This window comes from Bombella mellum, from assembly GCF_014048465.1.
Classification (GTDB): domain Bacteria; phylum Pseudomonadota; class Alphaproteobacteria; order Acetobacterales; family Acetobacteraceae; genus Bombella; species Bombella mellum.
In genome coordinates this window covers 81,538-94,687 of the sequence record NZ_PDLY01000002.1, presented here as the reverse complement: position 1 = coordinate 94,687, position 13,150 = coordinate 81,538, and the positions used below count along the sequence as shown (strand labels likewise).

The 13,150-nt window shown below is 53.0% G+C and carries 8 protein-coding genes; 2 read left to right on the top strand and 6 right to left on the bottom strand.

Going from position 1 to position 13,150, the window contains the following annotated elements; genetic code table 11:
* Positions 1-152: 152 nt before the first annotated feature.
* Both alr and CPA56_RS03495 read left to right on the top strand, forming a co-directional pair.
* Entirely contained in the window at positions 153-1,193 is a 1,041-nt protein-coding gene (alr, locus tag CPA56_RS03500; RefSeq protein WP_326831299.1) for an alanine racemase, read from the top strand.
* A gap of 122 nt (positions 1,194-1,315) precedes the next feature.
* Entirely contained in the window at positions 1,316-2,692 is a 1,377-nt protein-coding gene (locus tag CPA56_RS03495; protein WP_182040667.1) for a peptide MFS transporter, read from the top strand.
* 4 nt (positions 2,693-2,696) lie between these two features.
* Here the strand turns inward: CPA56_RS03495 and CPA56_RS03490 are convergent, their stop codons facing one another.
* From CPA56_RS03490 to recF, 6 genes are all read right to left on the bottom strand, one after another.
* On the bottom strand, positions 2,697-5,282 hold the full coding sequence (locus CPA56_RS03490) for a cation:proton antiporter (protein ID WP_182040666.1): 2,586 nt from the start codon (positions 5,280-5,282) through the stop codon (positions 2,697-2,699).
* A gap of 124 nt (positions 5,283-5,406) precedes the next feature.
* Positions 5,407-7,230, bottom strand: coding sequence for a glutamine--fructose-6-phosphate transaminase (isomerizing) (gene glmS / locus CPA56_RS03485; RefSeq protein WP_182040665.1), 1,824 nt, complete (start codon positions 7,228-7,230; stop codon positions 5,407-5,409).
* Positions 7,230-8,558, bottom strand: a complete 1,329-nt coding sequence (gene glmU / locus CPA56_RS03480; RefSeq protein ID WP_182040664.1) for a bifunctional UDP-N-acetylglucosamine diphosphorylase/glucosamine-1-phosphate N-acetyltransferase GlmU — start codon at positions 8,556-8,558, stop codon at positions 7,230-7,232. The genes glmS and glmU overlap by 1 nt, the downstream gene beginning before the upstream one ends.
* 28 nt (positions 8,559-8,586) lie before the next feature.
* Positions 8,587-9,342 (bottom strand): DUF3108 domain-containing protein, encoded by a 756-nt coding sequence (locus CPA56_RS03475; RefSeq protein ID WP_182040663.1) that lies wholly within the window; start codon positions 9,340-9,342, stop codon positions 8,587-8,589.
* A 133-nt stretch (positions 9,343-9,475) separates the two neighbouring features.
* The gene (gyrB, locus tag CPA56_RS03470; RefSeq protein WP_182040662.1) at positions 9,476-11,923 is read right to left on the bottom strand and encodes a DNA topoisomerase (ATP-hydrolyzing) subunit B; all 2,448 of its coding nucleotides are present in this window, start codon (positions 11,921-11,923) and stop codon (positions 9,476-9,478) included.
* A gap of 128 nt (positions 11,924-12,051) precedes the next feature.
* Positions 12,052-13,146, bottom strand: coding sequence for a DNA replication/repair protein RecF (recF, locus tag CPA56_RS03465; RefSeq protein ID WP_326831297.1), 1,095 nt, complete (start codon positions 13,144-13,146; stop codon positions 12,052-12,054).
* Positions 13,147-13,150: the final 4 nt, after the last annotated feature.

The following is a 13,150-nucleotide window of genomic DNA, read 5'->3' as shown; positions in this document are numbered from 1 at the left end:
AATGATGACAGAGCGGGCTTGGTCCAGCATTAAATAATAATTTCTCTGAAAGAACCTTCTTGTAAAATCAGGGAAACTGATAGGAAAATCGTAACGGAAATGAGAGGTTGGGTGTGAGATATTCCTGTAAACAGACGAGCACACGTTTGACGGTGAATCTTTCTGCCATCAGGGAAAATCATGCCGACCTTTCCAGAAGGGTTGGCAAGGCAGAGTGCGCTGCCGTCGTCAAGGCGGATGCCTACGGGCTGGGCATGAGAGAAGTGGCCAGCAGTCTGGCTGGCAGTGTGCAGACTTTCTTTGTGGCTCAGCCGGAGGAGGGTAGGCAGCTCAGAGTCTTCCTGCCAGATAAAAGAATTTTCGTCCTTCATGGTTTTTTGCCCGGGCAGTCGGAGTTCATGATCAGACACGGACTAATCCCGGTGCTCAACAGCTTACAGCAGGTAAGGGAATGGCGGTCTTTCTGTCAGAGGGAAGGAAGAAATTATCCTGCTGCCTTGCAGTTTGATACGGGAATGTCCCGTTTTGGAATATCATCTGATGAAATGCATGATGATGCCGTGATCGGCTTGAAGCCGGTGCTTGTATTGAGTCACCTTGCCTGTGCTGACATTTCCTCGGATTGTGCCAATCAGGAGCAGCTTCGACGCTTTCTTGAAATGAGTTCAGTTTTTCCAGGTGTTCCGCGGTCTCTGGCAGCTTCGTCAGGTATTTTTTTAGGGGAAAGCTATCATTTTGAAATGGTTCGTCCGGGAATAGCCCTGTATGGGTTGGCCCCGGGGAAAGAAGAGGGGCAGCTTCGTTCAGCGGTGACACTGGATGCACGGATTTTACAGATACGGCATCTGAAGCAGGGAGATCGCATAGGCTATGGACTGACTTATCGTGCAAAACGTCCCATGTGCGTGGCCACGGTAGGCATTGGCTATGCGGATGGAATTTTTCGGTCTTTCTCTGAATCCGGAGCCTTGTGGATAAAAGGAAGGCGTCTTCCTGTTCTTGGGCGTATTTCGATGGACAGCCTTTCAGTTGACCTGACAGATATTCCTGCAGGATCATTAAAGGAGGGTGACTGGGTGAATGTCATTGGTGATGACCAAGCTCTTGATCAGATGGCCAAATCCGTAGGTACGATTGGGTATGAAATCCTGACATCTCTGGGGGATCGTTTTGATCGTCTTTATCAGGATTGACGCACCAGTTTTGAGGACCTCAGAGCGGTTGTTGTCCAGTGTTTTTCTTTTGCGTGTTTTAGTTGTCATAATATATATTATACGACTTTTGTGGTTGGCCATCTAATGATATAGGATCCTATATGACCGATCATCAGACACGAATTCCTCATTCCAGCACCAACAATCTTTGGGGACATCCCAGAGGCCTGTGGGTGCTTTTTTGGACGGAAGGTTGGCTTTCATTTGCTCAGTACGGAATGCTTTCGATACTGGTGATTTATCTGAAAGATATCCTTCAGCATCCCGAACGGGCTGCAAGGATTGTAGGCCTCCCTCCCCTACTCACCCTTGATGCAAAACTCTATTCACCAAAAGGACTGGATGCGACGGCGGGCAGCCTTTCGGGGCTGATCATGGCGATCATTTTTGCCGCACCATTTTTAGGAAGTTTTTTGGCAGACAGAGGACTGGGACGAACACGATCTGGCATGATTGGAATCGTTCTTCTGACGGTTAGTTTCTGTTGCATGATTATGGAACAGCTCTTTGTGCTGGCACTCGTCATTTTTCTTATTGGAGTAGCTTTTTCAGGAAGCCTGAAAGCCCAGGTTGGAGCATTGTACGAACTTACCGACCGTCGTCGCTCGGATGCTTACCAAATATATAGCCAGAGCATCCAGATTATGGCGATTATCTCTCCCCTACTCTGCTCTTTTTTGGGGACGATTGCCTGGCATTGGGCTTTCTTCACTACAAGCTGCGCCATGATGATCGGCCTAGCCTGTTATGTTGGGGGACGTCGTTATCTACCTGAAGAAGCTGCCCTTTCGAGACAATCAACAGAGAAGCGGATCAGATGCACCAGTCTTGAGAAGAAACGTATCTTATTTTTGATCTGGCTGGTTGGTCTTTTCGCCGTGGGAATTTTACCCAATCAGGAAATCATGGATGGTTACCTGTTGTGGGGCAGTGAGCATTATCAGCTGACGGTGATGGGAATCGTCTGTCCTGTCAGTACGCTTGTCTCATTGGATAGTGTGGTAAGCATGGTGACAGGCCTGCTGGTTCTGTGGTTCTGGCGTTGGTATGATGGGCGGTATGGTGTCGTCTGTGACATGACGAAGATCATCATTGGTAGCGGGATTGCCACATTAGGGCCCCTCTTCTTGATCTGTGGAGAATGGTTGCATCCCGAACCCCATCAGCTTTCTTTATGGTGGGGGCTGGCCTTTCATACATTTAACGATATTGGCTGTAGCATGACTTTTGCGATGGGAATGGCCTTATTTTCTCGTCATGCGCCAGCCCAGCATAATACGACTCTTGTTTCCTGCTTCACCCTGCATATTTTTTTAGGAAACCTGATGGTCGGTAAACTTGCGGGGATGCTCCATCAGATACCGGATTCACTTTTCTGGTTTCTACATTCAGGAGGCGCACTTCTCTCCACGCTCGGCCTGCTTGCTTCCAGCAGGATGGCAAACAGGCTGTTTTCCATTGAAATGGAAACAGTCTGAAGTTCTACCGTTTCTCCATGATCGGTGAAATGATGAAGCCGGCTTCATGGGCAGGAGAGATGGTATTACCTTCTTTGGTAATGACCACGTTGGTTTCTAGAGACCCTTTCAGCCGCATGTCATGCCTTTTCATGATCTGACGCTTGACGATGGGATAGTTCTGCAAAAGTCTGTCAAAGTCCGTTCTGGGAATGGCCAGCATGTGGGAGAACTGTAGAGATCTGACCGTATTCTGGGCACGTTTTCCCTGAATATGACTGTTGGCCCCGATAAGGTCCCCTGCCCCCAGCATGACTTCCTGTGTTTCTGCACTGGTGGAGGTTTCAACAAGACCGGCCACCTGAGCATAAACGGTGTGAATGCGTTCCCCCTTCTTGATAAGAATTTCTCCGGGGGACAGAAAACAGATGAAGACACGACCGGCCAGATCGTGAAGTGCTCCATCAGGAACACCATTGAAAGCCGGAAAAGATCTCAGTCGCTGTTCGATACCACTTCGCAGGTTGAAACGCAGAGGTGTATCAAGACGGTTTCTCTGTCTTTCTATGGATTTGTGGAGCTCCCGATGCAATTCCTGTGAAATGAGATTGTCTTTAGCCAAGGTTGCATATTCTTCATCTTCAAGACGAAGAGCGATCTGCCGAAGAAGCCGACTTTCCAGAGCTTCGGAGTATCCGGAATAATGCAGCCGGAGTGTGGCCAGAGCATCATCCAACAGTTTGCGTTGACGTCCTAGAACTTCAGACACGATTTCCGTGATGCGGAGACCGAGCGTCGGTTCCATCCGTTCACGAACAAAACGGATCAGGGACGTTGATACGAGATGGGAGATGATCAGCGTTTCAAACCGTTCCATCATGCAGACGGTCAAAGGACGATCTATATGAAAACGTTTGTGAAGCATCTGTGCGATGCGCAGCCTCAGAGATGGCTGGAGACTCTTGCGTCGGGTTTTCACATAACCGTAACGCCCCTCAAGCTGGGTCGCATCAACAATGGCTTCTGTAGCCCGCAGCAATGTCTCGATGACCCGGCGACTGGACATGCCCTGGACTCTGAAAAGGTCCAGAAGAAGTGACCTCTCCTGGTTGGCGATTGTCAGAAGAGCCATATTGACACGGTCCTTGTCATTAAGGGCTGTCTCAAAATTGTTGCTGGCTTTTTCTTTTTCAGCCCGCTGTTCCAGTCGACTGATGACCCCTCCTCTAGTACGAGCACCAAAACTGAGTTCATCCGACACATGGGCGACCCGCTGGGCCACGTGGCTGAGGCCGATGCCGATGATCTGATTTCTCAAGGCTTCATCGATAGGTGACAGCCTGTCCAGTTTTAGGAAAAGGACCAGTGAACGTAGCGTCGTACCATTGATGAGAAGTGTGGACAGTACGAATCCCGTGGCAACAATCCCGACAAAATGGGTGATGGAATCGTTGATATGAGGATTCTCATTGACGGCAAGAGCCAGAGCAAGTGTGATGGCACCACGCAGGCCACCCCATGCCATCGTCATCTTGAACCGGATCGGTACGGGAGGTGACAGACGCGTGACGATGAGTAGAGGCAGAAGACCGAAGATGACGGCGGCTCTGGCTGCCAGCCCGGCCAGACTGGCAATGAGAATCAGGAAAAAATCCCATTTCGTAATGCCAATCATCATGCGGGGAACCAGCATGGCCGCCAGCATGAAAACGAGCGTGCTTGCCCAGAATTCGATCTGCTCCCACAGCTCCCTGAGGAAACGCCATGTCTGCGGCCTGAAAGTGGAAGGCCCGAAGGCGGAAATGGTCAAACCTGCCGAAGCTGTGGCCACAACGCCAGAAAAGCCGAGAATGTCATCGCAGAGGATATAAACACCGTAAGGCAACACAAGCGAAAGTGTGATCTCGGCGGCAGGAAACCCGCTGATTGATGTAATCATGAACAGGGCAAGCCTGGCTACGGCAACCCCGATGATGACAGCACCGGCGAAACTGGTCAGAAAATCAATGCAGGCTTCACTGAAGCTGATCTGGTGATGGGCCGTGATGGCCGACACAAGAATTGTAAAGATGGCAATGGCAGCCGCATCATTCAGGAGGGCCTCCCCTTCCACCAGGCGGCTCAGACGGGCTGCTGCACCAATTTCACGGAAAATGCTGGCCACGGCAGAGGGATCAGTCGTGGCAACAATGGCCCCCAGAAGGAGACAGGCCACAAGACTCTGTTGCGCAAAAGGATACAGGGCGAAACCGATTGTCGCAGTGGACACGATCACCGCCACGATTGCCAGCAGCAGGACGGTAGCGATCTCATGTGTCAGACTGCGGACATTGATCCCCATTGCGCCCTGAAAGACCAGAAGCGGCAGGAAGATGAGAAGGAAACCTTCACTGTTGATGGGGAATGACAGGAGGGCCCCGGCCGGCCCTTCCAGCAGGTCGAGTCCCATTGAACTGTTGATGAGCGAAGACAATGCCCCCAGACCAATACCCAGAACGGCAATGATGACCGTTTCAGGCAGATTGATCTTTTTGGCCAGCGGCGGAATGAAGCTGATAAGAAAGAGGAGAAAGGCGAGGGTCAGAAGAACAGCGGCAAGCCCTATTTCCATCTGACATCCCCTTTCTCATTCATCCAGTCACAGTCCCCGAAGGGTACGAACAAAACCATTTTCAGGCAAGTCTCACACGATATCCCCTGCTCTTCACTGGGGAAGCACAACGGGTTGAAAAGATTTACTCCACAGTAACGGATTTGGCCAGATTCCGTGGCTGATCAACGTCAGTCCCTTTCAGAAGGGCGACCTCATAGGCCAGAATCTGCACGGGGATCGTGTAAAGGATGGGGACAGCAAAGGCATTCACATCAGGCAAAACGATGATGTGCTCAGCGACGGTCTCCAGCTTTTCTGCACCGGCCGCATCCGTAAAGACAAGGATACGGCCCCCACGGGCCCGTGCTTCCTGAAGGTTGGAAAGCGTCTTGTCAAAAAGGATGGTGGACGGTGCAATGGCCACCACAGGGACATCCGGATCAATGAGACTGATCGGTCCGTGTTTCAGCTCTCCAGCAGCATAAGCTTCGGCATGAATGTAGCTTATTTCCTTGAGTTTCAGCGCCCCTTCCTGTGCGACCGGCATGCAGATTCCCCGTCCCAGATAGAGAACATCCCGGGCCTGGGCGATGACACGGGCCATCGTGCGTATCTGATCAAAAAGGCCAAGAACCTCCATGGCATGGGATGGAAGGTCCAGCAGGCTGCTGGTGAGTTCCTTCTCCTTCGCCTCATCAATCAGTTTTCGCCTGCGGGCAAAATCAATGGTCAGGGCTGCCAGAACAGAAAGCTGGGCGGTGAAGGCTTTTGTGGAAGCGACTGAAATTTCGGGACCAGCCACCATGCCAAGAACGAGATCACTTTCCCGTCCCATGGTGGAATGCTCCACGTTCAGGACGGAGACGATATGCTGTCCAGAAGATTTCAGTTCCCGTAGCACGCCGAGCGTGTCGGCCGTTTCACCAGACTGAGAAATCAGCAGGGCCAATCCTCTGTCCAGTTGCGGTGGATTCCGGTACCGCAGTTCTGAAGCCACATCAATGTCCACGGGCAGGCGGGCCAGTTCTTCCAACCAGTAACGACCAACCATGCCAGCATAGAAAGCTGAACCACAGGCCGTGATCGTGACACGGGAAAGGCTGGCAACGTCGAACGGCATCTCAGGAAGGGAAATGCGACGTGTCACAGGGTCTACGATGCGCTGAAGAGTCTGGCCAATGGCCACGGGGTGCTCATGGAGTTCTTTTTCCATGAAATGCCGATAACCATCCTTGCCAATCTGACCTGCCGTGAGGGCTGTGGTCTGTATGGGGCGCTCTACAGATCGCCCCTGCCCATCCATGATTTTGACATTGTCACGGGTCAGCACGCACCAGTCACCATCTTCCAGGTAGGTGATCCGGTTGGAGAGTGGGGCCAGAGCCAGACTGTCTGACCCAAGGAACATCTCTCCGTTGCCATAACCGATGGCGAGTGGTGCGCCATGCCTGGCTCCGATGAGAAGATTGTCATGACCTTCAAAGATCATGGCAATGGCATAGGCTCCCTGAAGCTGACGGATGGTTGCGAATGCGGCGTCCTCGGGAGACATGCCCTGCTGGATATGATTATCCAGCAGATGGGCGACCGCCTCTGAATCCGTTTCCGTTTCAAAGGTGCGTCCCTTCGCTTCCAGAGCCCGTTTCAGATCGGAGAAATTTTCAATGATGCCATTATGCACGATGGCGACCTGACCGGCCCGATGGGGGTGAGCATTGTTTGTGGTCGGGGCACCATGTGTGGCCCACCGGGTGTGACCTATGCCTGTCGTACCGGTGAGAGGTGTCTGTTCCAGAGCTTTACCCAGATTGTCCAGCTTTCCAGCTGCACGGCAGCGTGAAATCCTGCCATGCTCCACCGTGGCGATTCCTGAAGAATCATACCCACGATATTCCAGACGACGGAGACCTTCAAAAACGATTGGAGTAGCGGGACGGTGCCCTACGACGCCACAAATACCACACATCAGCCCTGCTCCTTTTTCTTCCGTAAGGCCTGCTGGAGAGCAAGTCCTTTGTCTGCCCTGTTTTCCTGTCTGGCTCGACCAAAAGCGAGAGCACCAGACGGCACGGACTTTGTGATGATGCTGCCGGCGGCTGTCATTGCCGCATCTCCAATGCTCACAGGAGCTACCATGATGCTGTTGCTCCCGATGAAGCAACGCTCCCCTATGGTGGTCCGATGCTTGAAAACACCATCGTAATTGCAGGTTATGCTTCCTGCGCCGACATTGCTTTTCGCACCTATCTGACTGTCTCCCAGATAGGTCAGATGGTTGGCTTTCGCCCCGACACCCAGATCGGTATTCTTCAGTTCCACGAAATTGCCGACGTGGCTGTTCTCATGGCAGATCGTGCCTGGACGCAGCCGGGCATAGGGACCGATTTTGGCACCGGATTTTACGACACAGCCTTCGAGGTGAGAAAAGGCCCGGATCAGGCAGCCCTCTTCCAGCGTGACACCCGGCCCGATAAAGACGTTGGGTTCAATGACGACGTCGGGCGCAAAAACTGTATCAGAATCCAGAAAGGTGCTGTCCGGATCAATCAATGTCACGCCCTGTGTCATAGCCTGCTGACGAAGACGCCTCTGCAGTCGTTTTTCGGCCTGAGCCAGTTCACTCTTGGAATTTACTCCAGCCAATTCTTCTTCCGAACCTTCCACACAGCTGACCCTACCTTTTCGGGTGGCCAGAGCGACTATGTCGGTCAGGTAATATTCTTTCTGGGCATTGTCGGGCGTAATGGTGCCCAGCCATTCTTTCAGATCCGTGACGTCTGCACACATCATGCCTGCATTGCAGAGGGTGATCTTTTTTTCATCCTCTGAAGCATCCTTATATTCAACGATACGTTCTGTTCCACCATCTGATCCCGTAACGATTCTGCCATAAGAGCCGGGATTGCTGGGGCGCATGCCCAGAAGGGAAAGAGCATTGCCATCTCCGTGAGCGGAGAGAAGATTCTGCATGGTATCAACTGTCAGAAGAGGATTGTCTGCATAGAGGATGACAGCCTTCCCTTCTTCCAGAACATCTACACCCAGCCTGGCAGCATGCCCCGTGCCCAGACGGTCTGTCTGTATGACAGTTTCATGGGGCGAAACTATCCGTGCGAGCTGGTCCATGTCGGGCCCGATGACAACCACGATACGATCCACCACTTTTCTGGCTGTCTCGATGAGATGTGAGATCATGGGGCGATTGCCCAGACGCTGCATGGCTTTCGGGTGGCGAGACTTCATGCGTGTCCCCATACCGGCAGCCAGAATGACGGCGGTGGTCGTGGAACTCATGCGAGATGCCTCCTGTGAGTGTGGAAGGTCAGTGGGCCTGATCGTGGGATACGGCAGAGAGTTTAGGTTCTGTCTGCAGCACGATCAGAATCTCGCCCATTTTGTAATGCTCAAACTCAATACGTGCAGGGAGCATTCCCGCCTTCGGATCCTGAACGAACCATACGCTCCCGGGATGTGGGGTTGACTGGGCAGCCTTGAAGCGGGAGCCAATGGAGAACCCGCCAATCTGGCGTCCGGTAAAATCACATCTTAGGGAGTCACCCTTGAAGTACGCCCCATGATCTTTGGGGATGATGGCTTGGGTTGGGCCGTGTGATTCCAGATAGGAAAGATGGATGCCATCGAAAACAGGTTTTCTAACGGTACAGTCACCCTTCATGCTCATGCGATGAGTTAGGAAGACGATGTAACTCAGCATGTCGATGGACTGTTTCAGCTCAGTCTCGGGAAGGGCCTCTCTCTGCTTGTCCGGCGGTACCAGTGTCGTGACATGTGGCCCCGACAGATCAAAGTCGATATGGGCTTTCTGTTCCTCACCATGAGAAAACCCGTTGTTGCTGAAGGCAACAGGGGCAATTTCTTCACCCTTGAAGTGCCCCTGAGCATTGCTAAGAAGATTGAGGGTCAGGAACCAGCTTGCCAGCCCGACGGTATAGAGATGCGTCTCTACACCATAACCCCAAGGCTGAAGGACATAATCAGCATCGGCACTCAGTGCGTGGTACCCATGGATGAAAACACCAAAGTGCAGATGTACGTTCTGGGTAGAGGACGTCTTCACGATTCCTGATGGCTGCGGAATAACAGGAAGAGCCGACTGGGCGTACGCTCCGGCGTCACCCAACAGGCAGGCAGACACTGCCGTAAGAACCGCCAGCCTGCGAGTCATGGATCGCCAGAATGAGGGGAAAGAATCAGACGTCAAGATTGGCTACCTTCAGAGCATTGTCCACAATGAATTCACGGCGTGGTTCAACAACATCTCCCATTAGGGTGGAAAAGACCTGCCCCGCCTCTTCCACGTCGCCAATCTGGACCTGAAGCAGTGTACGGGTGGACGGATCAAGCGTGGTATGCCACAGCTGTTCATCATTCATTTCGCCCAGCCCTTTGAAGCGGTTGATGGCCAGACCACGACGCCCTTGGGCGAGTATCTGTTCCATCATCATGCCTGGCCCAGAAAATCCAAAGTTCTTCTGATCCAGCGTCAGAAGGACAGGTTCCCTGAAGAAGGATGCCAGCCAGTCTGCCTGATTCTGAAGGCGACGGGCCTCGCTGGAACGCAGAAGTGTGGTTTCAAATGTATAACGCTCCCCGACACCACGCAGGAAGCGCCGGCAGATAACCCCCTGTGCGTCAGCTTCCACTTCCCAGCCTTTCTCATTTTCAGAAGAAGTGGCATTCAGAAGAGCTGCGAACTGTTCCACTTTCTGCTGCCGTACTGTGGCATCGACATTGATGATACCACTGACGGCCGCCTGTTCGACAATCCAGAGTGGAATGCGAGATGACAGGGCCCGCATGTCCTGTGCAACGTGGCTGAACCGGTCAACGATATCCCGTAGGGCCGTGCCCTCAAGCACCTGTCCATCAGGAAGGGTCAAGGAGGCATTGGCAAGGGCCTTGTCCAGCAGATAGGCGTCAAGAGCCGGTTCATCCTTGAGGTAACGTTCTTCCTGCCCTCGCTTGGCCCTGAAAAGTGGCGGCTGGGCAATATAAAGATGCCCATTCTCAATAAGCTGTGGCATCTGGCGAAAGAAGAAGGTCAGCAGAAGAGTCCGGATATGGGATCCGTCCACATCGGCATCAGTCATGATGACAATCTTGTGGTAGCGGAGCTTGTCAATATTGAACCCCCCCTGCTCCGCAGGGCCATGACCAATCCCGGTGCCAAGAGCCGTAATGAGGGTGCCAATCTCAGCGGACCCCAGCATACGGTCAAACCGGGCCCGTTCGATGTTGAGGATTTTCCCTCTCAGGGGAAGAATGGCCTGGAAACGTCTATCCCGCCCCTGCTTGGCAGTTCCCCCTGCGGAATCACCCTCCACGATGAAGAGTTCCGCTCCCTCGGGGTTGCGCTCCTGACAGTCTGCCAGTTTTCCCGGCAGTGATGAGACATCCAGCACACCCTTGCGCCGTGTCAGTTCGCGCGCACGACGGGCAGCCTCACGGGCACTGGCAGCATCGGCAATCTTGGCAATGATGATCCGGGCTTCTTTGGGATGCGTCTCGAACCAGTGGCTGATCATGTCTGCCGCAATGGTGTGGACCACGGGCTGGACTTCCGAGGAAACCAGCTTGTCTTTCGTCTGTGACGAGAATTTGGGGTCTGGCACCTTGACGGATAGCACGGCTGACAGCCCCTCACGCATGTCCTCGCCGGTAAGGTTGCTGGTTTCCTTTTTATTGCCAAGCTGGGTAGCGTATTTTCCGACGGCCCTTGTCAATGCCTGCCGGAAGCCGGCCAGATGTGTTCCACCATCCCGCTGTGGAATATTGTTGGTAAAACACAGCATGGTCTCATGGAAGCTGTCATTCCAGCACAGTGCAAACTCAACCCGAATGCCGGATGTTTCGTCCTGAAGCTCACCTGTGATGGGAGGATCTATCAGGGGAGTTTTGGAGCTGTTGAGCCATTTTACGAAAGCGGTCAGACCACCCTCATAGTGGAACACGACCTCCCGTGTCTCGCTGTGTCGTTCATCCCGGAGAGTGATCTTCATCCCGGAATTCAGAAAGGCCAGCTCCCGGACACGACGCTCCAGAATGCTGAATTCGAATTCGGTTTTGGAGAATGTCTCTGCGCTGGGCTTGAAGGTGACCTCCGTTCCATTCTCTTCGTCTGAATCGCCAATCACTTCCAAGGGGGTGACCCGCTCTCCATGACGGAAATGGATGGCATGTTCCTTGCCCTGCCGCCAGATACGGACATCCATGGTCTCAGAAAGGGCGTTGACCACGGCGGCCCCCACTCCATGCAGACCACCGGACACCTTGTAAGAATTCTGGTTGAACTTGCCGCCGGCATGCAGTTTCGTGAGAACAACCTCAGCAGCACTGACTCCTTCCTCTTCATGCATGTCCGTAGGAATGCCCCGGCCATTGTCACGAACAGTGACAGACCCGTCTCCATTAAGGGTCAGGATGCAGTAGGACGCAAAACCTGCCTGAACCTCATCAACCGCATTGTCGATGATTTCGAAGACCATGTGATGCAGGCCGGATCCGTCATCCGTATCCCCAATATACATGCCGGGCCGCTTGCGGACCGCATCCAGCCCCCGGAGGACGGAGATGGAAGAGGCATCATACTCCTCACGATCGGAAGGCTTGATTTCCGGCTGGATATGGGATTCTGACATGCCTAGGCATTACTCCGGTTAGCTGACGGATTTGAAAGCTGAATATACTGCGAGAACCCTCTTCTGACCAGTGCATTCCCCGGTTTATGAGGGGAAACCTTGCGACTGGAAGCTACATTCTGGATGCTTCAGATCGGCTGAATGGTTCCATCATGAACATGAAAGAAATCAGCAACTTTTCTGATCGTGGAGAAAAGCTCTGCATCAGTTCCTGTCAGAAGCGTTGTCGTCCTGAGACTGGACAGGCTGTCCATCAGACACATGCGCCGCTTTCCATCCAGATGGGTCAACGGTTCATCCAGAAGAATGACCGGGGGCTGCCCCCATATCCTGTCTATAGCGTGAGCATGAGACAGGATGACGCTCAGGAGCATGATCTTTTTCTGCCCACTGCTGGACCGGGAGGCATCTCTGCCGGTAAGAGCTTCCCTGAATGTCACGTCAGCCTTGTGGGCACCTGTGGACGTGCTCTTTCTGAGCCTGTCCTGATGACGGGACTGCTTCAGAAGGTGGCGCAGCCAGTCCTCTACTTCAAGTGCGGGCTTTTCTTTCAGGGAGGCGGCAATCGGGCAGTTCAGCTTCATTACGGTGTGAGGAAATGTATCATGCCCAAATGGCGTTTCATTCAATGTTTCAATAAGATGCAGGCGACCTGCCGTTGCTGCGACGGCATGACGACTGATGGATTCTTCCAGAGAGTCGAGCCAGGCAGTTTCATGAGACTGTTCCAGAAGAACACGGTTCCGGCTCATGACCGAACGTTCATGAGCCATGAGCTGCTGGGTATGGTCAGGAATGAGGGCAACGGTCAGCCTGTCCAGAAAACGACGTCGGGCTGATGCTCCATCAAGAAACAATCGTTCCATCTGTGGGGTCAGCCAGATGCAGGAATAAAGCTGCGCAATTTCGGCTAGCGTACGTGTTTTCTCGCCATCCAGCAGAAATACACGCCGCCCACGTCCTTCTGTCAGTCCGGTAGACAGATGCAAATGCTGTCCATTCTTTTCCAGCTCAGCAGCAATGCCCCACCGGGATGTTCCATATCGGGGGAGTAATTGAGGAGCCGATCCCAGAAGTCCCCTGCCTGGAGCAAGAAGGGAAAGGGCTTCCAGAAAATTGGTTTTGCCACTGCCATTTTCACCTGTCAGAACAGATATGGAAGCAGACGGTTCCCAAGTGCAGCGTCTGTAATTACGAAAATCCGTTAATGTCAGACGCTGCACTCTC

Bases quoted from the DNA above. Each gene is read 5' to 3' on its own strand.
- CPA56_RS03495 (WP_182040667.1), top strand. From the start codon at position 1,316: ATGACCGATCATCAGACACGAATTCCTCATTCCAGCACCAACAATCTT.
- CPA56_RS03490 (WP_182040666.1), bottom strand. From the start codon at position 5,282: ATGGAAATAGGGCTTGCCGCTGTTCTTCTGACCCTCGCCTTTCTCCTC.
- glmS (WP_182040665.1), bottom strand. From the start codon at position 7,230: ATGTGTGGTATTTGTGGCGTCGTAGGGCACCGTCCCGCTACTCCAATC.
- glmU (WP_182040664.1), bottom strand. From the start codon at position 8,558: ATGAGTTCCACGACCACCGCCGTCATTCTGGCTGCCGGTATGGGGACA.
- gyrB (WP_182040662.1), bottom strand. From the start codon at position 11,923: ATGTCAGAATCCCATATCCAGCCGGAAATCAAGCCTTCCGATCGTGAG.